General features: G+C 63.6%; 22 protein-coding genes and 1 tRNA gene. 11 read left to right on the top strand and 12 right to left on the bottom strand.

Annotation, left to right across the window (positions count from 1 at the left end):
* Positions 1–40 precede the first annotated feature (40 nt).
* Genes ACZ46S_RS00395 through ACZ46S_RS00380 form a run of 4 tightly spaced genes read right to left on the bottom strand, consistent with a single transcriptional unit; the run spans position 41 to position 3,955 of the window.
* Positions 41–1,102, bottom strand: coding sequence for a polyamine ABC transporter substrate-binding protein (locus ACZ46S_RS00395; RefSeq protein WP_295739586.1), 1,062 nt, complete (start codon positions 1,100–1,102; stop codon positions 41–43).
* Positions 1,102–1,938, bottom strand: coding sequence for an ABC transporter permease (locus tag ACZ46S_RS00390; protein ID WP_464062907.1), 837 nt, complete (start codon positions 1,936–1,938; stop codon positions 1,102–1,104). Before ACZ46S_RS00390 ends, ACZ46S_RS00395 begins: the two co-directional genes overlap by 1 nt.
* Complete coding sequence (locus ACZ46S_RS00385) at positions 1,935–2,849, bottom strand: ABC transporter permease (protein WP_295739589.1); 915 nt, start codon at positions 2,847–2,849, stop codon at positions 1,935–1,937. The genes ACZ46S_RS00390 and ACZ46S_RS00385 overlap by 4 nt, the downstream gene beginning before the upstream one ends.
* The gene (locus tag ACZ46S_RS00380; protein WP_464062906.1) at positions 2,846–3,955 is read right to left on the bottom strand and encodes an ABC transporter ATP-binding protein; all 1,110 of its coding nucleotides are present in this window, start codon (positions 3,953–3,955) and stop codon (positions 2,846–2,848) included. Before ACZ46S_RS00380 ends, ACZ46S_RS00385 begins: the two co-directional genes overlap by 4 nt.
* 227 nt (positions 3,956–4,182) lie before the next feature.
* Here ACZ46S_RS00380 and ACZ46S_RS00375 point away from each other — a divergent pair, with 227 nt between their 5' ends.
* Together ACZ46S_RS00375 and ACZ46S_RS00370 are read left to right on the top strand one after the other, a co-directional pair.
* Positions 4,183–4,761, top strand: coding sequence for a cupin domain-containing protein (locus ACZ46S_RS00375; RefSeq protein ID WP_295739596.1), 579 nt, complete (start codon positions 4,183–4,185; stop codon positions 4,759–4,761).
* Entirely contained in the window at positions 4,761–5,168 is a 408-nt protein-coding gene (locus ACZ46S_RS00370) for a GFA family protein (protein ID WP_295739598.1), read from the top strand. The genes ACZ46S_RS00375 and ACZ46S_RS00370 overlap by 1 nt, the downstream gene beginning before the upstream one ends.
* Here the strand turns inward: ACZ46S_RS00370 and ACZ46S_RS00365 are convergent.
* Entirely contained in the window at positions 5,163–6,764 is a 1,602-nt protein-coding gene (locus tag ACZ46S_RS00365) for a glycoside hydrolase family 17 protein (protein ID WP_464062905.1), read from the bottom strand. The two genes, ACZ46S_RS00370 and ACZ46S_RS00365, sit on opposite strands and share 6 nt — an antisense overlap.
* Before the next feature lie 41 nt (positions 6,765–6,805).
* Here ACZ46S_RS00365 and ACZ46S_RS00360 point away from each other — a divergent pair, with 41 nt between their 5' ends.
* On the top strand, positions 6,806–7,237 hold the full coding sequence (locus ACZ46S_RS00360; RefSeq protein WP_295739601.1) for a CoA-binding protein: 432 nt from the start codon (positions 6,806–6,808) through the stop codon (positions 7,235–7,237).
* Positions 7,238–7,353: 116 nt separating this feature from the next.
* Here the strand turns inward: ACZ46S_RS00360 and ACZ46S_RS00355 are convergent, their stop codons facing one another.
* Positions 7,354–8,151 (bottom strand): EAL domain-containing protein, encoded by a 798-nt coding sequence (locus ACZ46S_RS00355; RefSeq protein WP_464062904.1) that lies wholly within the window; start codon positions 8,149–8,151, stop codon positions 7,354–7,356.
* A 242-nt stretch (positions 8,152–8,393) separates the two neighbouring features.
* Positions 8,394–8,469 (bottom strand) — tRNA-Lys (locus ACZ46S_RS00350).
* Positions 8,470–8,660: 191 nt separating this feature from the next.
* Between ACZ46S_RS00350 and ACZ46S_RS00345 the strand changes: the two genes are divergently transcribed.
* The 5 genes from ACZ46S_RS00345 (at position 8,661) to ACZ46S_RS00325 (ending at position 13,572) form a co-directional block, all read left to right on the top strand.
* Positions 8,661–9,569: an ABC transporter permease subunit gene (locus ACZ46S_RS00345; RefSeq protein ID WP_026439972.1), complete on the top strand. Its 909-nt coding sequence runs from the start codon at positions 8,661–8,663 to the stop codon at positions 9,567–9,569.
* A gap of 2 nt (positions 9,570–9,571) precedes the next feature.
* Positions 9,572–10,843 (top strand): high-affinity branched-chain amino acid ABC transporter permease LivM, encoded by a 1,272-nt coding sequence (livM, locus tag ACZ46S_RS00340; RefSeq protein ID WP_464062903.1) that lies wholly within the window; start codon positions 9,572–9,574, stop codon positions 10,841–10,843.
* A 3-nt stretch (positions 10,844–10,846) separates the two neighbouring features.
* A complete protein-coding gene (locus ACZ46S_RS00335) occupies positions 10,847–11,674 on the top strand; it encodes an ABC transporter ATP-binding protein (RefSeq protein ID WP_295744246.1) in 828 nt (275 codons plus the stop codon).
* The gene (locus ACZ46S_RS00330; protein ID WP_464062902.1) at positions 11,671–12,390 is read left to right on the top strand and encodes an ABC transporter ATP-binding protein; all 720 of its coding nucleotides are present in this window, start codon (positions 11,671–11,673) and stop codon (positions 12,388–12,390) included. The genes ACZ46S_RS00335 and ACZ46S_RS00330 overlap by 4 nt, the downstream gene beginning before the upstream one ends.
* A gap of 75 nt (positions 12,391–12,465) precedes the next feature.
* On the top strand, positions 12,466–13,572 hold the full coding sequence (locus tag ACZ46S_RS00325; RefSeq protein ID WP_295744239.1) for an ABC transporter substrate-binding protein: 1,107 nt from the start codon (positions 12,466–12,468) through the stop codon (positions 13,570–13,572).
* Positions 13,573–13,683: 111 nt separating this feature from the next.
* Here the strand turns inward: ACZ46S_RS00325 and ACZ46S_RS00320 are convergent, their stop codons facing one another.
* A complete protein-coding gene (locus ACZ46S_RS00320) occupies positions 13,684–14,823 on the bottom strand; it encodes a GNAT family N-acetyltransferase (protein WP_464062901.1) in 1,140 nt (379 codons plus the stop codon).
* Positions 14,824–14,881: 58 nt separating this feature from the next.
* On the opposite strand from ACZ46S_RS00320, the gene pepN reads away from it, so the two are divergent.
* Genes pepN through ACZ46S_RS00305 form a run of 3 tightly spaced genes read left to right on the top strand, consistent with a single transcriptional unit; the run spans position 14,882 to position 18,845 of the window.
* A complete protein-coding gene (gene pepN, locus ACZ46S_RS00315) occupies positions 14,882–17,467 on the top strand; it encodes an aminopeptidase N (RefSeq protein ID WP_464062900.1) in 2,586 nt (861 codons plus the stop codon).
* Positions 17,468–17,478: 11 nt separating this feature from the next.
* Positions 17,479–18,165: a glutathione binding-like protein gene (locus tag ACZ46S_RS00310; protein ID WP_464062899.1), complete on the top strand. Its 687-nt coding sequence runs from the start codon at positions 17,479–17,481 to the stop codon at positions 18,163–18,165.
* Complete coding sequence (locus ACZ46S_RS00305; protein ID WP_464062898.1) at positions 18,162–18,845, top strand: glutathione S-transferase N-terminal domain-containing protein; 684 nt, start codon at positions 18,162–18,164, stop codon at positions 18,843–18,845. Before ACZ46S_RS00310 ends, ACZ46S_RS00305 begins: the two co-directional genes overlap by 4 nt.
* Before the next feature lie 99 nt (positions 18,846–18,944).
* On the opposite strand, the gene ACZ46S_RS00300 is transcribed toward ACZ46S_RS00305, so the two are convergent.
* The 4 genes from ACZ46S_RS00300 to ACZ46S_RS00285 are packed head-to-tail and all read right to left on the bottom strand — an operon-like array spanning position 18,945 to position 23,377.
* The gene (locus ACZ46S_RS00300) at positions 18,945–19,280 is read right to left on the bottom strand and encodes a hypothetical protein (protein WP_295744218.1); all 336 of its coding nucleotides are present in this window, start codon (positions 19,278–19,280) and stop codon (positions 18,945–18,947) included.
* Positions 19,277–19,720, bottom strand: coding sequence for an N-acetyltransferase family protein (locus tag ACZ46S_RS00295; protein ID WP_464062897.1), 444 nt, complete (start codon positions 19,718–19,720; stop codon positions 19,277–19,279). Before ACZ46S_RS00295 ends, ACZ46S_RS00300 begins: the two co-directional genes overlap by 4 nt.
* A complete protein-coding gene (locus ACZ46S_RS00290) occupies positions 19,717–20,733 on the bottom strand; it encodes a glycosyltransferase family 4 protein (RefSeq protein ID WP_464062896.1) in 1,017 nt (338 codons plus the stop codon). The genes ACZ46S_RS00295 and ACZ46S_RS00290 overlap by 4 nt, the downstream gene beginning before the upstream one ends.
* A 7-nt stretch (positions 20,734–20,740) precedes the next feature.
* Positions 20,741–23,377 carry a valine--tRNA ligase gene (locus ACZ46S_RS00285; RefSeq protein WP_464064311.1) on the bottom strand — a complete coding sequence of 879 codons (2,637 nt, stop codon included), beginning with the start codon at positions 23,375–23,377 and terminating at the stop codon, positions 20,741–20,743.
* Between the last annotated feature and the right edge of the window lie 119 nt (positions 23,378–23,496).

The following is a 23,496-nucleotide window of genomic DNA, read 5'->3' as shown; positions in this document are numbered from 1 at the left end:
AAAAGGCGCGGCACCTCCAATCAGGCGCCGCGCGCGCGGGTTATTGCAGAACGCTGGTCCAGATCTGGTTGAACAGCTTGTACTTGGCGCCGGTGAGCGGGGCCAGGAACTGCAAATTCTTCATCTGTTCAGCGGTGGGCGTGATCAGCTCGGAACTCATAATGCCGGAGAGCTGCGGCTGCGAGGCCTGATTCGGACTGGCATATTGGTTGAAGTTGGAGAGCGAGGCGCCGACACTGGCATCCAGTATGTAATTGATGAACTCGTTGGCGAGATCAGGATGCGGGGCATGGGCGGGGATGGCCATCGTATCCACCCAGATCTCGGAACCCTGCTTGGGCAGGTAGAATTTCAGCTTCAGGCAGGTGCCATCGGCCTTACAGCCGGCGATGTCGCCGTTATAGGCCATGGAGACGGCGATGAGCCCGTGCTTCATCTGGTCGCGCGCCGGGGTTTCATCGACAAAGCCGGCGAAATTCGGCCGCGCCTTGGTCGCCTTGATCAGCTTCGCCGCCTCAATCCATTGCTTCGGATCTGAGCAGTTGAAACCATAGCCGAGATAGGCGCAAGCCGCACCGATCTGATCACGCCCCTCGCCTTTCGGGATCACGAACGGGTAGTTCGGGTTCACCTTCGGGTCGAAGAGAATCCCCCAGCCATCGCCGGGATCCTTGATCTTGGACGGGTCATAGACAATGCCGGTGGTCCCCCACTGGTAGGGGATGGAATATTTGTCGCCCGGGTCGTAGGTCGGGTTCTGGAAGCGGGCGGCGAGGTTCTTGAAATTGGTCAGCGCCGCATGATCGACCGGCTGCAGCAGGCCCTCATCGACCATTTCCGGCACGTAGTAAGAGGACGGCACCACCACGTCATATTGCGAATCGCCGCCGGCGCGCAGCTTCGCCTCCATCTCGGCGTTGCTCTCGTAATCCGTCTCGACGACTTTGCAGTTACATTGCAGCTCGAACCCGTCGATAATCGATTCCGAAATATAATCGGACCAGATGAACAGATTCAAAGTCGGCTGGTCGGCCTTCGCCATTTGCGGCGCAACCAGCCCCAGCGCCAACGCGCCGGCGGCGAGGAGGGAGAGGCGTTTCATCAGATTGTTCCTTTTGCTGCGAGTTCGGCGCCGCGGGCGCGGTGCCTGGTGATGACGAAATGAAGCAGGGCGAGAAAGATGACGGCACCGATCATCAGCGTGCCGATGGCGTTGATCTCCGGTGTCACGCCCTTGCGGGCGATGGCGCCGTAAATATAGATCGGCAAGGTGACGCTGCCGGGACCGGCGGTGAAGAAGCTGATGGTGAAATCATCGATCGACAAGGTGATGCCAAGCAGAAAACCGCCGATGATCGCCGGCTGCACCACCGGCACGATCAGATGCCAGAAGCTCTTCAACCCGTCAGCATAGAGATCATGCGCGGCATCGAACAGATTCTGGTCCAGCCCGGCCAGGCGCGCGAACACGGTCAGCGTCACGTAGGGGACCTGGAAGGTGATATGCGCGATCATCATCGTGCCCAGCCCGGCTCCCAGCAGCCCGGTGAAGCGATGCACGAAATTGAAGAAAATCAGCTCCGAAATACCAAACACCAGGCTCGGCATGATGATCGGCGTATAGATGATCAGGCTTGGCATATTCGCCAGCACGCCCTTCGCGCCGGGCGTGCGGAAGCGCGAGAGCCCATAACCCAGCAACACGCCCAGCGCGGTGGAGATGATCGCCGAGCCGATCGCCAATATCAGCGATCGGCGCAGGGCGGCGAAGACGTTATGATCGTGCAGCATCACCCCGTAGGCATAGACCGAAAGCCCGTGCGTGTTCGGCGCCGGGGCGAAGGAATACCAGGCCACCAACGCCAGAGGCGTATAGAGCAGCACATAGATCGGCCAGGAAAAGCCAGCCAATGCGCGGCGGACATTGCGCGGCATCATATCGACGCCTCCTCGGCCCCGCCCAGCCTGCGGCTGAGTACCCGGAAGGCGACAAGCCCAAGCCCGGTGACGACGAGCATGATCAAGGTCAGCGCGGCACCATAGGGCCAGTCCGGCGTTTCGGTGAACTGGTTGGCGATCAGCGAGCCGATCATCAGCGCCTTGTCGCCGCCCAGCAGCTGCGGCACCACGTAATCGCCGAAAGCGGGGATGGCCACGAAGATGATACCCGACAAAAGCCCGGGCAGAGTCTGGGGAAATACGGTATGGAAGAAAAGCCGCGCACCGGAGGCGTAAAGATCCCGCCCGGCTTCCACCAGCGTCCAGTCCAGCTTCTCCGCCGAGGCGTAGAGCGGCACGATCATGTAGGGCAGGTAATTATAGGCAAGCCCGGTGGTCACCGCGAAACTGCCCGGCGCGATGCCCAGATCCGGCGCCACCAGATGCAGATGATGCGCCACCCAGGTCAGCGGCGCGTTCGGCCCCAGCAGTTCCAGCCAGGCATAGGTGCGCACCACCTGATTGGTCCAGCTCGGCAGCACGATGAACAAAAGCAGCAGCGGCCTGATCGGTTCGGGACGTGACAGGATGAAGAACACCAGCGGGTAGGACAACACCGCCGAGACCAGCGTGGCGATGCCCGCCTGCTGCAGCGAACGCAGCAGAATGGAGATATTGCCCGCATCCCAGCCCAGCAGCGAAAACCCCGCCACCTGCTGGAAGGGCTGCAGCGACAGCGGCAAAATCGGCGCGCCATAATCATCGGCGCTCATGAAGGCGATGCCCAGCAGCACCAGGCTCGGGATCAACAGAAACAGAACGATCCAGAATAATCCTGGGCCGGATGTCATCCACAGGCGCCTACGCTGGCGCGCCTGCTCCAGCGCCACTTCGGTGACAGCGCCGCTCATGGCTCGATCAACATGATGTTCTCGGGCTTCAGCTCAACGACGATCTTCTCCCCCGGCCGCCAGCTGCGTTCAGCCGCCTGGTTGTTGGTGTCGTAGGCCAGCACGAACTTGTTCTCACCAACCTCGACGCGATATTGCGTCGCCGCCCCCATATAGATCGCTTCGCGGATGATGCCGAAAAACTGATTGGGCCGGCCATAAGGTGCGGCGTCCTCGCTATAGAGCCAGATTTTCTCCGGCCGGATCATCGCCATGCGCGCCGCCGGCAGCATTTCGGAAATGGTGAGCCGGCCCAAAGGCGTTTCCGCCTCATGGTCGCTGAGCGGGGTGATCTGCCAGATATTGGAGAGCCCCAGAAATTCCGCGACAAAGACATTGCGCGGCCGCTCATACACATCCAGCACCGGGCCGATCTGCTGGATCCTGCCCTTGCTCATCACCGCCATCCGATCGGACATCACCAGCGCCTCGTGCTGGTCATGGGTGACAAAGATGAAGGTCATGCCAAGGCGTTTCTGCATGCGCAGCAGCTCGATCTGCAATTCCGCGCGCAGCTTCGCATCCAAAGCGGAAAGCGGCTCGTCCAGCAGCACCACTTCCGGTTCATTCACCAGCGCGCGCGCCAACGCCACACGCTGGCGCTGCCCGCCAGAAAGCTGTGCGGCCTTGCGCTTGGCGAAGGCGCCGATCTGCATCATCTCCATGATCGCATCGACACGCTGCTTGCGCTCGGCCGACTTCACCCCGCGCATGCGCAGGCCAAAGCCGATATTCTGCTCAACATCCAGATGCGGGAACAGCGCGTAGGATTGGAACACCGTGTTCACCGGACGTTCATGCGCCGGCACGGACTGCATCTCCCGCCCGGAAATCAAAATCCGCCCCTCATCAGGCGTCTCGAAACCCGCGATCATGCGCAAGAGCGTGGTCTTACCGCAGCCCGATGGGCCGAGAAGGGTGAAGAATTCGCCGGCCTTGATCTCAAGATCGATATGATCGACAGCCGGAATTGTTCCGGCGAAAATGCGCGTAATCCCGCTCAGCGAGATTGCACCGCGCCCCCCCGTCTGGGCTTCGGCACCTGCGACGGCTAACGTGGAGGACATCAGCCTTTCCTCCGCCAACAGCCTGAAATTTGATTATTCTTATACGGCTTTCTGGTCCACAGCACGCAAACCCTCAAGTTTTGTTAATGCCGCACTCTCGCTTAACTGCCTGAGAGGCGTCAAGAATATTCGGCGGGACTTTTCGCCAAACGGACGGCTTTTTGTTGCAACAGGCCGAGGTTTATAGGTAAATTGTTGAAAATACTAAACGCAAGGATCGCAGTTTTATGTCAGTGCCCCTCCCGGCCGAAACCATTACGGACGATATCGGCACGCGCTTGAAGCTGGTCCGGCAGATTTTTGGGCTGACCCAGCGCGAGCTGGCGCGCCGCGCCGGGGTGACCAACGGGGCGATTTCGCTGATCGAGCAGAACCGGGTCAGCCCCTCGATTTCCTCGCTGAAGAAGATTCTCGATGGCATTCCGCTGACCCTGGCGGATTTCTTCACATTGGATTTCTCGCCCTCGGACGAGGTGTTCTTCACCGCCGAGGAGCTGACCGAGATCGCCTACCAGCCGGAAATGTCGATGCGTCTGGTCGGGCGCAAGGCCAAGGGCCGGGCGCTGGGGATGCTGCGCGAAACCTACCAGCCGGGGGCGGATACCGGCGATACGATGCTGCGCCATGAGGGCGAGGAATGCGGCATTGTCGTCTCCGGCAGCCTGACGGTGACGGTGGGGGTGCAGGAGCGCGTGCTCAATCCCGGCGATGCATATTATTTCCGCTCCGATATCCCGCACCGCTTCCGCAACCAGGGCGAGGAGCCTTGTGTGCTGATCAGCGCCAACTCCCCGCCGACCTTCTGATGGCAACCCTCACCGGCGGCTGTCTGTGCGGTGCGGTGGCCTATCGGCTGGAGCATCTCGCCGGCGATGTGGCGGATATATGTTTCTGCCGGGAATGCCGGAAGGCCTCCGGCGCGGCGGGGCTACCCTGGGTGCAGCTGCCCCCCGCCCGCTTTGCGGTCACCAAGGGCGCGGCGCGCGGCTTTGCCTTTTCCAAGCTGGCGACGCGCTGGTTCTGCGGCGATTGCGGCACACCGCTTTACATGACGGACCCGGAGGGGCGCTCCGTGGGGGTGACGCTGGGCTCGCTGGACGAGCCAGAGGCGATCCGCCCGACCACGCAAGGCTGGGTGTGCGAGCGGGTTTCCTGGCAGGGGCTGGACGAGACACTGCCGGCGTTCGAGACATCCCCGCCTTATGATTTATGAAAGTTTTTTGTGCCGCGCACAGGCGAGCAGCACCGGGGCCGCCAATACCAAGGCCGCGACGTTCCACATCACGAAATCCAGATTGGCCAGCCCCTCGATCGCCACATCCACCACCGCCAGCACCGCCAGCGCGCCACCAGCCAGGCATTCCTCCCACCCCAGAGTCGGGCGGTCCTTGGTCCAGAGCCGCAGCACCGAGGCCATCACCGGCACGATGAACACCGCCATCGGCGCATCCCGATACCGCCCATCGAACACCAGCAACGCCTCAAACACCGAAGCCGAGGCCAGGAACAGGAACCACAGCCCGCCATAATCCAGCCCCGGACGCAGCCGCCGCCAGCCCGCCAGCGCCTGCGCCCCGCTGCGCGCCGGGAGCACCGGACGGCGCGCCAGAATCGCATCTGCCCGGCGCAGCGCCAGCACCGCCAGCAGCGCCTGCAGTGGCAGATTCACCAGCGCATCCAGCCGCAGCCAATTGTCATAAAGCATCGGCAGCGTGCCCATGCAGGCAATGGCAAAGCCATTCCCCAGCGCGAAGGCCGGCACCGCCAACCGCAGATTGCGAAACCCGACCGCGGCGAACAGCAGGCAGCCCGAAAGCGCGCCCAGCGCCGCGTACCAGGGCCAGGAGGGATGCTCCACCACCGGGCCATTGAGGGGGAATTTCTGCACCCGGTTGGCGTTCCAGATGCCCCAATTGGCCCCGGCCACGCCCTCATCCTCATATTTCCAGTTCTGGTCGAACGCCTCGATCAGATTGTAATCCACCCCCTCCTTGGCCGCGAGCCCGACAAAGCGGCGCAGAAACACCGCCTCATTCACCCGCGACGGGGCGGCCGGGCCGCGCCAGCGCCCGCGCGAAGGCCAGCCGGTCTCGCCGATGGAAATCTGCTTACCCGGAAACAGCCGCTTGAACTTCGCCGTGGTGGAGTCGATCTCCGCCAGCGCGTCATCCACCGAAAGCGGGGTGTTTTCCCAATAAGGCAGGAAATGGATCATCACGATATCCACATGCGGCGCCACTTGCGGGAATTGCTCCCAGAAATCCGTGACATCCGCATAGGCCACCGGCTGCTTCACCTGGGCGCGCACGCTGTCGATATCCTTGATCAGATCATCCACCGAGAGATCCCGGCGCAGCAGCACCTCATTGCCGACAATCACCCGGGTGACCGTATTCGGATAAGCCTTCGCCTCGGCGATGCCGATGGCCATTTCCTTGGCATTATCGGCCGGATTGGCGCTGAGCCAGATGCCCAGCCACATTTTCAAGCCGGCCTTCTTGGCCAGCCCGGCAATATCCGTCCCGGCCTTGATCCGCGCCAGCGTCTCCGCCGGCGTGCCCTCGATGGCCGAATAGGTCCGGATGCCATCCGCCTGGCCTTTGATCAGGTTGAGGTCGTGTGAAATTTCCGCAGGGCTGGGAAAATCCTTGTCCATCGGCGTCTGCCAGGCCTGGTAAGGGGCATAGGACAGGGAGTTGAACTTGCCGGCCGGCATGGTCACATCTCCAGCCTGAGGCTGATTCGGCCCCCGCCAAAGCAGAAGGGTGAGCAGGCTGAGCAGCACGCAGGTGGAAAGACCTTTGATCATGGCCCATGGCTTAGCCAATGGCCCGGTTTTGGAAAAGAGACATGACCGACGAGACAAATGACCAGGACCTCACCCGCATCCTCACCGGCACCAGGCGCATCGCCCTGGTCGGCGCCTCCGCCAAGCCGGACCGGCCCTCTTACGGGGTGATGCGCTTTCTGCTCAACCATGGCTATGACGTCGTGCCGGTGAACCCGGCCTTGGCGGGGGCCGAGATCCATGGCCGCAAAGTGGTGGCCACATTGGCGGAAGCCGCGCCGTTCGACATGCTGGACGTGTTCCGCCGCCCCTCGGAGGCGCTGGCGCCGGTGCGCGAGGCGATTGGCCTGCACGCCAAGACGGTATGGATGCAGCTGGGCGTAATCAACCAAAAAGCCGCCGAGGAGGCGCGGGAAGCCGGGCTGAATGTGGTGATGAATCGCTGCCCGGCGATGGAGATGCCGCGCCTGGGCGTCGCGGGGCCGGAAGCCTAAAGGCGCAAAAGTTTTTTGCTGCCGATTTTTTTCAAAAAAGCGGCGAAAACCTCTGGGGTTTTGGCAACGCCGACGCACCCCAAAAAACTTTTATAAATATTCCGTCCACCTTGACCTCAGACCGGCAGCGCCACCGCCGGCTTCGACCATTCGCGCAGCCAGGGCAGCACATCCTCCCCCGCCATCGGCCGGGCGATGGAATAGCCCTGGGCGATTCGGCAGCCGAGCCCGAGCAGGGTCCCCCAATCATCCCGGCGCTCGACCCCCTCGGCGACAAAATCCGCCCCCAGCGCCTCGCAGAACATCGCCAGGCTGCGCACCAGCGAGGCGTTGAAACGGTTCACCTCCAGATCCGTCACGAAGGCGCAATCCAGCTTGATTTCCGGCACCATGAATTCGCGCAGATAGGTAAAGGAGGTGTAGCCGGCACCGAAATCATCGATCGAGAGGCTCACCCCTTGGTCGCGCAGCTGGTGGACCATCGCCTGCCCCTTGGCGAGATTGACCAGCAGCGCGGTCTCCGTCAGCTCCAGCGAAATGCGCGAAGCCGGCACCTCGTAAAGCACAAGCTGACGCAGTAGCCGGGGGACGAAGCCGTCATCCTCCAATATCCGCGCGGAGATATTGATCGCGATTTTGAGGAAATGGCCGCGCGCCTGCCATAAAGCGCATTGCGCCAGCGCCAGCTCGATCGTCTTGTCGGTAAAGGCGGCGAGCAGCGGCGAGCCTTCAACCGCCGGCACAAAATGAGAGGGACCGACCAGCCCCTTGTGCCGATGCCGCCAGCGCACCAGCGCCTCGAATCCAACCACTTCGCCTGTATCCAGCCGGATTTTCGGTTGGTAATGCATGACCAGCTCATTCCGGCTGATCGCCCGCGCCATTTCATCCAGCAACCCATCCTGACCGGGCAAGGCAGCAGCGCCTTCCCGCGCGGCGCCAGGCCACCCCAGGGAATGGGAGGCGTCCGGGCCATTTGCATGTTCACCCTGATAACGCGCGACATCCGCTGACACTTGAGCCTTCCCTTCACCGCTATCGCTGCAATGCCAGATCCCGCAACGGGACGGACAAACAGACGGGAAGTCTCGCCGGAAAAGCTTAAGGTCTGGTAATGTTTTGGAGTGCTTAAATGATTTTTGGAAAACCGGAAGGTTGGTGGGTGCACAAGGATTCGAACCTTGGACCTACTGATTAAGAGTCAGCTGCTCTACCAACTGAGCTATGCACCCAACCTGTGCGGCACCGTGAGGCGCTGCGGTGGGCGGCTCTATAACGGCTGATTTTGAGATTGAAAAGCCCCCGGGGAAAAGTTTTTGTGGATCGGGTACAGCCCGCCCAAAATGTCCCCGGGCATTGACCTTAACGCATTGGTCATATCCAATAGGCGCATGATTACGGCTTTTTTAAGGAATATGTGCACATGGCCTATGCACTGCAGCAACTGATCAACGGCCTGACGCTCGGGATGATCTATGGCCTGATCGCCATTGGCTATACAATGGTCTACGGCATCATCGGCATGATCAATTTCGCGCATGGTGATGTTTTTATGATCGGCGCCTTCGTCGGCATCATCGTCTTGACAGCTTTGTCCACCGTCACCTCCGTGCCCGTGGCCCTTGCCGCGGCCTTCGTCATTTCGGCCTTCATCTGCGCTGTGTACGGTTTCTCCATCGAGCGCGTGGCCTACCGGCCGCTGCGCGGCTCCTTCCGCCTGGCGCCGCTGATCTCCGCCATCGGCATGTCGATCGTGCTGGAAAATTACGTGCAGGTCAGCCAGGGCGCGCTGGAGCGGGCGATTCCCAACCTGTTGCCCGGCGGCATCGTGCTGCTGAAGCAGGGGGATTTCGTCGTGCAGCTGACCTGGATGCAGCTCGCCATCATCATTGTCACCCTCGTGCTGCTGGCGGCCTTCACCTATCTGGTCACCAAAACCCCGCTGGGCCGGGCGATGCGCGCGGTCGAACAGGATGCGAAAATGGCCGCGCTGCTGGGCGTCAACACCAATCGCACGATCAGCCTCACCTTCGTCATCGGCTCCGCCCTGGCCGCCTTCGCCGGGGTGATGTTCCTGCTCTATTACGGGGTGATCGATTTCTATATCGGCTTCAACGCCGGCATCAAAGCCTTCACCGCGGCGGTGCTGGGCGGCATCGGCTCGCTGCCGGGCGCGGTGCTGGGCGGGCTGCTGATCGGGCTGATCGAGGCGTTCTGGTCCGGCTATGCCACCGTCGCCTATAAGGATGCCGCGGTCTATTCCATCCTGGCCATCGTGCTGATGTTCATGCCCTCCGGCCTGCTCGGCCGCCACGAGATCGAGAAGGTCTGATCATGCTGGAAGATCTCAAAGATGCGGGCCTCTGCGCGTTTTTCGCGCTGCTGATTTTCGCCCCCTTCCTCGGCGTGCATCTGGGTGATGGCACCTCCGGCAATCTCACGCTCGGCCCAACGCCGGAGCGGCTGGTGCTGGCGGTGGCCGCCACCTTCATCGCCCGCATGGCGATGCTGGCCTGGCACAGGCTGCGCGGCAAGCGGACCACCAAGCCCGGCAGCGGCGCCGCCGCCGCCCGCGCGGCAAAATATATCGGCCCGGTGCTGCTGGCGGTGGCGATCATCTTCCCGCTGCTGCCCGGCATGCCCAACGCCTATATCGATCTCGGCGTGCTCATCCTCACTTACGTGATGCTGGGCTGGGGGCTGAACATCGTCGTCGGCCTCGCCGGCCTGCTCGATCTCGGCTATGTCGCCTTCTATGCCGTCGGCGCCTATTCCTTCGCGCTGCTGGCCTCGAATTTCGGGCTCGGCTTCTGGGAATGCCTGCCGCTGGCCGGCATCCTCGCCGCCTTCTGGGGCATGTGCCTGGGCTTTCCGGTGCTGCGCCTGCGCGGCGACTATCTGGCCATCGTCACCCTCGCCTTCGGGGAAATCATCCGGCTGGTCATCACCAACTGGGTCTCCCTCACCGGCGGCCCCAACGGGCTGCTCGGCATGCCAGCACCCAGCCTGTTCGGGCTGAAATTCTCCATGGCCGGCGGCCCGGGCACCTTTGCCGGCTTCTTCGGCATCGACCCGCAACCCTGGCAGAAAACCGCCTATCTCTTCTACGTGATCCTGGCGCTGGCGCTGCTCACCAACTGGGTGACGCTGCGGCTGCGCAAGCAGCCTCTCGGCCGCGCCTGGGAGGCGCTGCGCGAGGATGAGATCGCCTGCCGCTCGCTTGGCATCAATGTCCGCAACACCAAACTCACCGCCTTCGCCATCGGCGCGATGTTTGGCGGCTTCGCCGGCTGCTTCTTCGCCGCCCGGCAGAGCTTCATCAGCCCGGACAGCTTCACCTTCATCGAATCCGCCACCGTGCTCGCCATCGTGGTGCTGGGTGGCGCTGGCAGCCAGCTCGGCGTGGTGCTCGCCGCCTGCGTGATGATCGGCATCCCCGAATTGCTGCAATCCTTGCAGATCTACCGCATGCTGATCTTCGGCCTGGCGCTGGTGACCATCATGGTGGTGCGCCCGCGCGGCTTCATCTCCATCCGCCGCCCCTCGGTCTCGTTGGGCAAAGCGAAAATGATCGGCGCGGAATTGCGCGCCGAAGGCAAGGGCTGAGCCATGACCATTCTCTCCGTCTCCAACCTGACGATGCGTTTTGGCGGCCTCACCGCGGTCAATAACGTGTCCTTCTCGGCCGAGCGCGGCCATATCACCGCCGTCATCGGCCCCAACGGCGCCGGCAAGACCACGCTCTTCAACTGCATCACCGGCTTCTATAAGCCGACCGAAGGCAGCATCGCGATGTCGCCCAGCCTGGGCAAAATCGTGCGGCTGGAGAAGCTGGCCGGCCACCATGTCGCCTCCCGGGGCAAGGTGGCGCGCACCTTCCAGAATATCCGCCTGTTCGGCGGCATGACGGCGCTGGAAAACCTGCTGATCGCGCAGCATAATAAGCTGCAATCGGCAACCGGCTTTGGCGTGCTGGGCGTGCTGGGGCTGGGCGGCTATCGCAAGGCCGAGAAACAGGCGATCGAGCTCGCCAAGCACTGGCTGGAGCAGACCGGGCTGATGGCCCGCGCCGACGATCCCGCCGGCGCCCTGCCCTATGGCGACCAGCGCCGCCTGGAAATCGCCCGCGCGATGTGCACCGAACCGGCCTTGCTGTGCCTGGACGAGCCCGCCGCCGGCCTCAACCCGCGCGAATCCGCCGGGCTCAACCAGCTGCTTCTGAAAATCCGCGATGAAGGCTGCTCGCTGCTGCTCATCGAACATGACATGGGCGTGGTGATGAAGATTTCCGACCATATTATCGTGCTCGACCACGGCAAGAAGATCGCCGATGGCAGCCCGGCCGAGATCCGCAACGACCCCGCCGTCATCGCCGCCTATCTTGGCGAAGGCGACGAGGACGACCCGGACGCCCCGGTGGCGGAGAGCGTGGCATGAGCAATGTTCTCGAACTGCAGGGCGTGAGCAGCTTTTATGGCCCGATCCAGGCGCTGCGCGACGTCTCCATCGAGGTGCCGGAAGGCGAGATCGTCACCCTGATCGGCGCCAACGGGGCCGGCAAATCCACGCTGATGATGACCATCTTCGGCATGCCCAAGGCCAAGACCGGGCGTGTGCTGTATTATGGCGAGGACATCACCAGCCTTCCCGCCTTTCAGATCGCCCGCAAGGGCATCGCCCAGTCGCCGGAAGGGCGGCGGATTTTTCCGCGCATGAGTGTCGAGGAAAATCTGCTGATGGGCGCGCAGGTGATCGATTACGAAGATTACGATGTGAACCTGAAAAAGATGTTCACGCTCTTTCCCCGCCTGGAGGAGCGTTTCGCGCAACGCGCCGGCACACTCTCGGGCGGCGAACAGCAAATGCTGGCCATTGCCCGCGCGCTGATGAGCAAGCCGAAATTGCTGCTGCTGGATGAACCCTCGCTGGGCCTGGCCCCCTTGGTGATCAAGCAGATTTTCGGTGCCATCCGCGACCTCAACCGGGAAACCGGGCTCACCGTTCTGCTGGTCGAGCAGAATGCCAACCAGGCGCTGCGCCTGGCGCACCGCGCCTATGTTCTGGTCAATGGGCAGCTGACCATGCAGGGCACTGGCGCGGAACTGCTCGCCAAGCCCGAGATCAGGGCCGCCTATCTCGAAGGCAGCCATTGATACGGCCCATTTTTTGGGCTCATACTCGTTTTGCACCTTGTCTCAGATCGTCACCATAAACAACAGGAGCAGACTTTGCGTAACATCCTTTTTGGCACCGCCGCGCTGCTGGCGCTCGGCACCGGCCTCGCCCATGCGCAGATCAAGATCGGCATGGCCGGTCCCCTCACCGGCTCCAACGCCGCCTTCGGCGTGCAGATGAAGACCGGCTTCGACCTCGCGATCTCCGACATCAACAAGGCCGGCGGCGTGCTCGGCAAGCAGCTGGTGCCGGTGCCGGTGGACGATGCCTGCGATCCGAAGCAGGCCGTCTCCGCCGCCAACACGCTGGTCTCCGATGGCGTGGTGATGGTGGACGGGCATTTCTGCTCCGCCTCCTCGATCCCGGCCAGCAAGGTCTATGAGGATGCCGGCATCCTGGAGATCTCCCCGGCCTCGACCAACCCGGCCTACACCGATAATGGCAGCCCCTTCACCTTCCGCACCTGCGGCCGTGACGACCAGCAGGGCAAGGTGGCCGCGGAATATATCGCCAAGCACTTCCCCAAGGCGAAGATCGCGGTGCTGGACGATAACTCCACCTACGGCAAGGGCATTGCCGACCAGGTGCGGCTGAACCTGAAGAAGCTGGGCGTGAAGGTGGCCTACAACACCTCCTACACCGCCGGCGACAAGGACTACTCCGCGCTGATCTCGCGCATGAAGGAGCAGGGCATTACCCTGGTCTATATGGGCGGCTATTATTCGGACATGGGCCTGATCATGCGCCAAGGCGTCACCCAGGGCTTCACGCCGCAATATTTCTCGGAAGACGCGGCCGTGACCTCCGCCCTGTGGCAGGTGGCCGGCAGTGCCGCCGAAGGGATGCTGATGACCTTCCCGCCGCCGGCCGAGAAGGACCCGGCCGCTGCCAAGGTCGTCGCCGAGCTGACCGCCGCGAAGGAAGATCCTTCCGGCTATGTGCTGTACTCCTACGCCACCGTGCAGGTCTGGGCGGAAGCCGCCAAGAAGGCCGGCACCACCAACCCGACCAAGGTCGCGAAAGAGCTGAAGGCGGGCGGGCCGTGGAACACCGTGCTCGGGCCGATCAAGTTCGACTCCAAGGGCGACGTCGTCAACGCCGCCTACGCCATCTACAAGTGGCATGACGGCAATTACGCCATGTACGCGCTGAAGCCGTAAGGCGACTGCCCAATAAACGAAAAAGCCCGGCAATTCGCCGGGCTTTTTTTATGCCGGGCAGAAACAGGCCGTCCCGCACGATATCGACCGAATTAACCAGACGTTTTTTAACTAACTCCCGCCCTCCTGCCGATACGGCCCCTCCGCCGCCAATGCCTCCATCGCGCTCAGCATCTCCTCGCGCTCGGCCGTCAGGAAATCCGCCACCGCGGCGCGCAGGCCGGGATGCGCGATATAATGCGCCGAGTAGGTGGGCTTGGGCAGGTAGCCGCGCTGGATCTTGTGCTGCCCCTGCGCCCCCGCCTCCACACGCTTCAGCCCATGGGCGATGGCGTAGTCGATCGCCTGATAATAGCAGAGCTCGAAATGCAGGAAGGGCACATCTTCCAGCGCCCCCCAATTGCGCCCGTAGAGCACGCCGTCGCCGCGCAGATTGAGCGCACCGGCGATCGGCTTGCCGTTTCGTTCCGCCAGCATCAGCACCACGCGCTCGCCTAAACGCTTGCCCAGGAGCGGGAAGAATTCCGGGGTCAGATAGGCCCCGCCCCATTTGCGCTCGACGGTGGAGAGGTAGAATTCATAGAATTTCGCCCAGATCGCGGGCGTCAGCTCGGCCCCGCTCAGCGCCCGGAAGGTGAGGCCCGCTTGCGCGTCGCGCCGCTCGCGGCGAATGGCCTTGCGCTTGCGCGAGGAAAGTGCCGCCAAAAATTCCTCAAAATCCGCGTAGCCGGGATTTTCCCAGTGATATTGCATGCCCAGCCGCTGCAGCCAGCCGGCCCGGCCCAGCCCCTCCCATTCCGCCTCGGTGCAGAAGGTCACGTGCGCTGAGGAGGTTTTGGTGGCGTTGCACGCCGCCTCAAGCGCCGCCGCCATCACCTCCGGCGTCGCCCCCAGCAATCTTGGCCCCGGCACCGGCGAGAAGGGCGCGGAAATCTGCAATTTCGGATAATAGCGCCCGCCCGCGCGCTCAAAGGCATTCGCCCAGCCCTGGTCGAACACATATTCGCCGTAGGAATGGGTTTTCGCGTAGGCCGGGGCGACGGCCTGCAGCCCCCCGGCCGCGTCGCGCAGCGCCAGATGCCGTGGATGCCAGCCGCTGCGCCCGCCGACCGAGCCGCTTTCCTCAAGGCTTGAGAGAAACGCATAGGAGATAAACGGGTTATCCTCCCTGATGCACCCATCCCATGCCTCTTGCCCGATCTCGGCAATCGTCGGAAAAATCTCAAGCTGAAGAGATGTCTCGCCATCCATGCCCTACCATATGCGGTGGCGGCGGCATTTCGCCAGCATGAACAGGAAGCACAGACGCATGGCAGATGGACAGACCCCGCCCCGCACCCCGGTGAAGCTCGCCGATTACCGCCCCCCCGCCTTCCTGGTGGAGCATGTGGCGCTGGATTTCGAGCTGGAGCCGGAGGCGACCATCGTGCATGCGCGCCTGAAACTGCGGCGCAACACCCCCGGCCCGCTGAAGCTGGATGGGCGCAAGCTGGAACTGCTCTCCATCGCGCTGAATGGCGAGGCGCTGGGCGATAACCGCTATACGCTGGACGCGCAGAGCCTGACCCTGCCCGAGATGCCCGACGAGGCGGTGCTGGAGACCAGTGTGCGTATCGATCCCGCCGCCAATACCGAGCTCTCCGGCCTCTATATGTCCGGCTCCGGCTTTTTCACCCAGTGCGAGGCGGAGGGCTTCCGCAAGATCACCTTCTTCCCGGACCGGCCGGACGTGATGGCGCGCTACCATGTACGCATGCGCGCCGATGCGGATAAATTCCCCATCCTGCTCTCCAACGGCAACAAGCTGGCGAGCGGCGTGGAGAACGGCAAGGCCTATGCGGAGTGGGAAGACCCGCACCCGAAACCCTCCTATCTCTTCGCCCTGGTGGCGGCGGATCTGGTGGCGGTGAAGGATGAGTTCACCACCGCCTCCGGCCGCAAGGTGGAGCTTGGCGTGTGGGTGGAGCGCGGCGACGAGACGCGCTGCGACCACGCCATGGGCGCGCTGAAACGCTCGATGAAATGGGACGAGGAGGTTTTCGGCCTCGAATATGATCTCGATATTTTCAACATCGCCGCGGTCTCGGATTTCAATGCCGGGGCGATGGAGAATAAGGGCCTCAACATCTTCAACACCGCCTATGTGCTGGCCGATTCCAAAACCGCCACCGATGCGGATTTCCAGAATGTCGAACGCGTCATCGCGCATGAATATTTCCATAACTGGACCGGCGATCGCGTCACCTGCCGGGACTGGTTCCAGCTCTCGCTGAAAGAGGGCCTCACCGTCTTCCGCGACCAGCAATATATGTCGGACCAGTTCTCCGCGGCGGTGAAACGCATCGCCGATGTCCGGCTGCTGCGCGCCACCCAGTTCCGCGACGATGCCGGCCCGCTGGCGCATCCGGTGCGCCCGGCCAGTTACCTGGAAATCAACAATTTTTACACCACCACCATCTATGAAAAGGGGGCGGAGCTGGTGCGGATGTATCGCACCATCATCGGGCCGGAGGCGTTCCGGCGCGGCATGGATGAATATATCGCCAAGAACGACAATTCCGCCGCGACGGTGGAGGATTTCTGGGCGGCGATGCAGTCCGCGACCGAGATCGACCTCAAGCAGCTGATGCTCTGGTACGGCCAGGCCGGCACGCCGGAGGTGAGTTTCGACGAGGCCTGGGACGAGGCCACCAAAACCTTCTCCCTCACCCTGCGCCAGCACACCGCCCCCACGCCCGGCCAGCCGGAGAAGCAGGCGCTGCTGATCCCGGTCGCCATGGCGCTGCTGGATGAAAATGGCGCCGAGCTGCACGCCGAAACCCTGCTGCTGCGCGAGGAATCGCAGCGCTTCGATTTCGAACTGAAACAGGCGCCGAAGGCCGTCTCTTTGTTCCGGCATTTCTCCGCCCCGGTGAAGCTGAAGGGGCAGAGCCGGGAGCGTCTGGCCTTCCTGGCGGCGCATGATGGGGATCTGTTCAATCGCTGGGATGCATTGCAGCGCTACGCCAGCGCGGTGCTGCTGGAGGGTGTGGCCGCGCATCAACAGGGCAAGGATTTCATCCTGGATGCCGGGCTGAAAGACGCCATCGCCGCGATTCTGGCCGATGCCAAACGCGACCCCGCCTTCGCCGCCGAGGCGCTGGTGCTGCCGATGGAGAGCCTGCTGGCCGACGATATGGAGGTGGTGGACCCGGATGCCATCCATGCCGTGCGCCAGGCCGCCCGCAAGGCGCTCGGCAGCGCGCTGAAGGCGGAATTCCAGGCCACCTATGACGGATTTGCCACTGCCGCGCCGGAGGATGTCTCCGGCCCGGCCATGGCGGCGCGGGCGCTGCGCAATGCGGCGCTGGGCTATCTCACCGCCGCCGGCGAGAGCGGCCCGGCCGCCACCCAGTTCGCGCAGGCCGGCAACATGACCGAGCGCCTGGCCGCCCTCGCCTGCCTGGTGGACACGCAAGGCGCGGCCCGTGACCAAGCGCTGGAGGCCTTCTTCGCGGAATGGCACTCCACCCCGCTGGTGCTGGATAAATGGTTCGCCGTGCAGGCCCGCAGCAACGCGCCGGACACGCTGGCCCGGGTGCAGAAGCTGGCGGAACATAAGGCGATGGATCTGCGCAACCCCAACCGGGTGCGCGCCCTCATCGGCGCCTTCACCGGCAACCCGGCGGTGTTTCATGACGCATCAGGTGCTGGCTATAAGCTGCTGGCGGATTTCGTGTTGCGGCTGGACGAGACCAACCCGCAGATCGCCGCCCGGCTGGTCACCGCCCTTGGCCATTGGCGGCGTTTCGATGCCGCCCGCCAGGGGCTGATGCAGGCCGAGCTTGAACGCATCCTGGCGCGTGAACATCTCAGCCCCAACACATATGAGCTGGCCTCGAAGGCGCTGGCGTAAGGAGTGACGCAATGATCGAGCTTTATTACTGGACCACGCCGAACGGCCATAAGGTCAGCATTTTCCTCGAAGAGGCCGGGCTGGACTACAAGATTGTCCCAGTGAACATCTCCAAGGGCGAGCAGTTCAACCCGGATTTCCTGGCCTTCGCGCCGAATAACCGCATCCCCGCGATCCGCGACATGGCCCCCGCCGATGGCGGCGCGCCGCTCGGCATTTTCGAGAGCGGCGCGATCCTGGAATATCTGGCCGACAAAACCGGCCAGTTCCTCCCCAAAGCCCCGCGCGCGCGTTTCGCGGTGCTGCAATGGCTGTACTGGCAGATGGGCGGGCTGGGGCCGATGGCCGGGCAGAACCACCATTTCGTGCAATACGCCCCCGAGCGCATCCCCTACGCGATGGAGCGCTATGTGAAGGAGACCAACCGTCTCTACGGCGTGCTCAACAAGCAGCTGGACGGGCGGGACTATATCGCCGGGGACTACTCCATCGCCGATATGGCGAGCTATCCCTGGATCGTCCCCTATGAGCGCCAGCAGCAGAAACTGGAGGATTTCCCGCATCTGCAAGCCTGGTTCGCGCGCATGAGCGCGCGCCCGGCGGTGCAGCGCGCTTATGCGAAGGCGAAGGAGATCAACAGCGCGCCCACCGTGACCCAGGACGCCAACAAGATCCTGTTCGGCCAGACGGCGCGATGAGCCGCAGCCTCTACGACCTCACCGCCGCCGACGGCACCCGCTTCTCCCCCTATTGCTGGCGGGTGAAGCTGGCGCTGGCGCACAAGAACCTCGATTACGAGACCATCCCCTGGCATTTCACCGAAAAGGAGGCGCTTGCCGCCTCCGGCCAGGGCAAGGTGCCGGTGCTGCTGGATGGCGCCAACATCGTCTCCGACAGCCAGATCATCGCCGATTATCTGGAGCGCACCTACCCGAACGAGGCCTCCTTGTTCGGCGAGCCGCCGGCCCGGGCGCTGAGCATGTTCGTCAAGCAATGGGCGGAGACTTCGCTGCATCCGGCGCTGGCGCAATTGCTGGTGGCGGATATCCACCGCCGGCTGCACCCGAAGGACCAGGAATATTTCCGCCTGACCCGCGAGGCGATGCTGGGGCGCCGGCTGGAGGAGTTCGACGCCACCCGGCATCTGGCGCTGGAGCGGCTGGATCTGGTGCTGCGACCATTGCGCAAACTGCTGACGGACCAGCCCTTCCTCGCCGGCGAGGCGCCGAACTGGGCGGACCATATCGTCTTCGGCGCGTTGCAATGGGGAAGGCTGATGTCCTCCACCCCGCTATTTCAGCCGGGCGACGCGCTCCTGGGCTGGATGCAGCGTGTGCTGGGGACATATGGGCTTGAAGGCCGAGCGGCGGCTCCTTGAAAGTCTGGCGTGGTGGCAGCAATGTTGCCACCGCCCCAGACGTTTTCGCCGCTTTTTTGTAAAAAAGCGGCACCAAAAAACTTTTGTTTTATAAAATCCTCAGCTTTTCCAGAAGGTCATCAGCAAACCGCCGGCCAGGATCAGCGCCCCGCCCGCCAGCACCGGCAGGCCGGGGCGCACGCCGAAAGCGAACAGATTGATCAGCTGCGCCACCACGAAGAACAGCGCCACATAAACGCCAAGGAGCCGCCCGAAATCCCAGGGCGGCAAATTCACCGTCACCCCATAGATGAACAGCACCAACGCCGCCGCGCCGAAAAACCCCAGCCGGACGGGCAGCGCATGGGCGTGCAAGGCCGTCCGCGCCAAGGCATCTCCGCCAGCTTCCAGGCAGGCGGCGAGCAACAGCAGCGCCAGGGCGGCGGCATGATTCACAGGCTTTTCCGGTACTGGATGAAATCCGCCCGCTCGGCGAGTTTTTCATAGAGCGCCTGAGCGGTTTTATTGCCCTCCTGCGTCACCCAATAAACCCGGCCGACACCTCGCGCGCGCGCCAGCTCATACACCGCCTCGATCAAGCCCCGCCCCACACCCTGGCCGCGCGCTTCCGGGGCGGTGAACAGGTCTTCCAGATAGCAGACATCGCTGACCGACCAGGTGCCGCGATGAAACACGCAATGCACCAAACCCAGCAAAGCGCCCTCGCGCTCCGCCACCAGAGCCACCATCGGCTCCGCCGGATCGAGCAGGCGCTGAAAGACGATCTCGGTAACCTCGTCCGGCAGATCTTCTTGATAAAACCGCAGATAGCCTTGCCAGAGCGCCTCCCAGCCGGCGCGGTCCCCGGCTAAGAGGGGGCGGATGATCAGGCTCATGCCGCCAGCCCGGCGATCACCGCCTCGAATTGCAGGAAGAACCGTTCCACGGTGAAGCCACGCACCGCCTGCGCCGCCGCCTGCCCCAGCTGCGCGCGCAAGCCGGGATTGCCCGCCAGCAGCGCCAGATTCGCGGCCAACAGCTCAACATGCCCGACCGGCGCCATCAGCGCGTTCTGCCCATGGGTGAACACGCCGCGATGCACCGGCAGGTCCGAGAGCAGCAACGGCTTGGCGAACTGCGCCGCCTCATAAGCGGACAGGCCCTGGGTTTCGCTGGACGAAACCAAGGCGCTGATATCGGCGGACTCGATCCAGGCCAGAGCGGTCTCCGGTGGTACCTCGCCGGTGAGGATGAAGCGTGCAGGCTCGGCATCGGCCAGGCGCCGCGCGGCCTCATCCAGCTCATAAACCCGCCCGCACAGCACGCATTCCATATCCAGCCCGGAGGCGGCCACGGCGCGGATCAGATCACCGCCGCGCTTGCGCGGCTCCACGCTGCCCACCTGCACCAGCCGCAAGGGCCTGGCTTTCGGCCTCACCGCCGGCAGGCTCTCTGGCAACGGCGGCAGCCCGTTGGGGATGATGTGGAATTTCTGCGGCGGCAGCGCATAGGTGAAGGAGCGATAGACCTCCGCCTGGTAGGCAGTCTGGTACACCACCGCCGCCGCGATGCCGAATGCCTGCCCCAGCGCCGGATTTTTGAGCAGGATGCGCAGCCCAACCTCCGCCTCGTGCAAAAACCAGATGGTCGGCACCCGGCCCGCAATGTCGATCACCGCCTGGGTGGTGCCGATGCCGTTGGCGATGGCGATGTCGAACGCGCTCAACGCCGCCCCGCTGGCGATGCCGATGCCAAGCGCCTCATAGGCGGTCTTGATCGGCCCGTCGGCCGGGTTGGCGGGCAGTACCGTCAGGCTGTGGCCGCGCGCCTGCAGATGCGCCGCCAGCCGCAGCAGCACCGTGCTGGCCCCCGTGATGGTGAATTCATGGTTGACCAGCAGGATGCGCATGCGGCCCTCAGGCGAGGCGGGAGAGGGCCGCCGAGAGGCGCGTTACCTCATTGCCGAAGCTCTGCTCGCGCTCGCGATGCTCTTCGAGGATCGCTTCCGGGGCGCGGGCGGTGAAATCGGCATTGCCGAGCTTCGCCTGCACCTTCTTCAGCTCCGCTTCGGCCTTGGAAAGGGCAGCGGCCAGGCGCTTCTTCTCGGCTTCGAGATCGATCAGCCCTTCCAACGGCAGGATGATCGTCGCCTCGCCCAGTACCGCCTGCGCGGCGTTCCTGGGCACCGGCCCGTTCAGCGGGCCGATTTCGGAGGCGCGCGCCAGGCGCGAAATCGCCTCGAAATTCTGCGCGGCGCGGTCCAGCGTCTGCGCGCTCGCATCCTGCAGCAGCACCGGGGATTTCAGCGAGGGCGGCACGTTCATCTCGGAACGGATGGAGCGGATTTCGGAGATCAGCGCGATCAGCCAGTTGGTGGCCTCCAGCGCGCCGGCCTCGTCCTGCACCGCCACAATCTGCGGCCAGGACGCGCCGATCAGCGAGAAGGCTTCGCCATAACCGAAATGGTCCCATAGCTCTTCGGTCACATAGGGAATCAGCGGGTGCATCAGCCGCAGCAGCACGCCCAGCACGTAGGCCGCCGTGTCGCGGATTTCCGCCGCATCCTCGCTGGCGAAGCCGGGCTTGGCCAGCTCGATGAACCAGTCGCACACATCGCCCCAGGCGAAGCGATAGCAGGCGCCGGCATAATCGTTGGGGCGATAGGCATCGAGCCCAGCGGTAGCGGCGATGATCGCCTCATTGGCGCGCGCCAGCACCCAGCGGCAGAGCGGCAGCTTGGCCGCGCCCGGCTTGAAGTCCGGGTTCGGCTTCACCCCGTTCATCTCCAGGAAGCGCGCCGCGTTCCAGATCTTGGTGATAAAACCGCGATTGGTCTCGACGATCTTCTCACCCAATTTCACATCGCGCCCCTGCCCCGCCGCGGCGGCCACGGAATAGCGCAGCGCATCGGCGCCGAACTGGTCGATCAGGGTCAGCGGGTCCAGGACATTGCCCTTGGATTTGGACATTTTCTGCCCCTTCTCGTCACGCACCAACCCGTGAATATAGATGGTGCGGAACGGCACATCGCCCATGAAATGCAGCCCCATCATCATCATCCTGGCGACCCAGAAGAAGATGATGTCAAAGCCGGTCACCAGCGTGTCCGTGGGGTAGTATTTGGCCAGTTCCGGCGTCTGCTCCGGCCAGCCGAGCGTGGAGAAGGGCCAGAGCGCGGAGGAGAACCAGGTATCCAGCACATCCTCATCCTGGGTCAGCGCCACGCCGTCCCCGGCCTGGGCCTGGGCCTCTTCCGCAGTGCGCGCCACATAAACCTTCCCGGCCTCGTCATACCAGGCCGGGATGCGGTGGCCCCACCAGAGCTGGCGGGAGATGCACCAGGGCTGGATGTCGCGCATCCAGGCGAAGAAAGTGTTCTCCCACTGCTTGGGCACGAACTGGGTGCGGCCCTCTTCCACCGCCTTGATCGCCGGCTGCGCCAGCACATGGGCGTTGCAATACCATTGGGTGGTGAGGAAGGGCTCGATCACGGTGCCGGAGCGGTCGCCATAGGGTACCATATGCGGGTGCGGCTTCACCTCCACCAGCAGCTCCTGCGCTTCCAGCTCGGCGACGATGAGCTTGCGCGCCGCGAACCGGTCCAGCCCTTCCAGAGAGCGGACAAATTCCGGCATCTCGCCCAGCTCGGCCAGCGTGATGCGGCCCTGCTTGTCGAGCATCGAGGGCATCTCCAGCCCGTGCCGCTTGCCCACCTCGAAATCGTTGAAATCATGCGCCGGGGTGATCTTCACCGCGCCGGTGCCTTTTTCCGGGTCCGCATACTCATCCGCCACCACCGGGATCTTCCGCCCGGTCAGCGGCAAGGTGACGATCTTGCCGATCAGATGCTTGTATTTTTCGTTCTCGGGATGCACCGCCACGGCGGTATCGGCCAGCATCGTCTCCGGCCGGGTGGTGGCGACGATGATCTCCTCGCCCCCCTCAACCGGATAGCGAATATACCACATATGGCCCTTCACATCCCGGCTCTCGACCTCAAGGTCAGAGATCGCGGTCTGCAAGGCGGTATCCCAGTTCACCAGGCGCTTATCCTGGTAGATCAGCCCGTCCTCGAACAGCCGCACGAACACTTCGCGCACCGCGACGGAGAGCCCCTCATCCATGGTGAAACGCTCGCGCGCCCAGTCCGGCGAGGCGCCAAGGCGGCGCAGCTGCCGGGTGATGTTGCCGCCGGATTCCGCCTTCCACTGCCAGACCCGGGAGAGGAAGGTCTCACGGCCGAGCGCCTTGCGGGAGACGCCTTCCTTATCCAGCAGCCGCTCCACCACCATTTGCGTGGCAATGCCGGCATGGTCGGTGCCGGGCTGCCAGAGCACGTCGCGCCCCTGCATGCGCCGGTAGCGGACCAGAATATCCTGCAGCGTCATCGTCAGCGCGTGGCCCACATGCAGGCTGCCGGTGACGTTCGGCGGCGGGATCATGATCGTGTAGGGCGCGGCGTTGCTGGCCGGCTGCGCGGCGAAGGCGCCGGAGGCTTCCCAACCGGCATAAAGCCGCGCCTCGGAGGAGGCCGGCTCAAAACTCTTATCCAATGTCGTCACGTCAAAACCTCAACGCCCGGGCCCGGGCGAGCTTACTGGGAAAACAAAAACCGGCGGGGCGCGCCGGGGCGGGCTGAAAGGGCTCCAGCGTCAGGCTGAAGCCCCTTATT

This window comes from Acidocella aluminiidurans, from assembly GCF_055383125.1.
The sequence above is the reverse complement of the archived record's forward strand: the minus strand, read 5'-3'. Positions and strand labels throughout refer to the sequence as shown.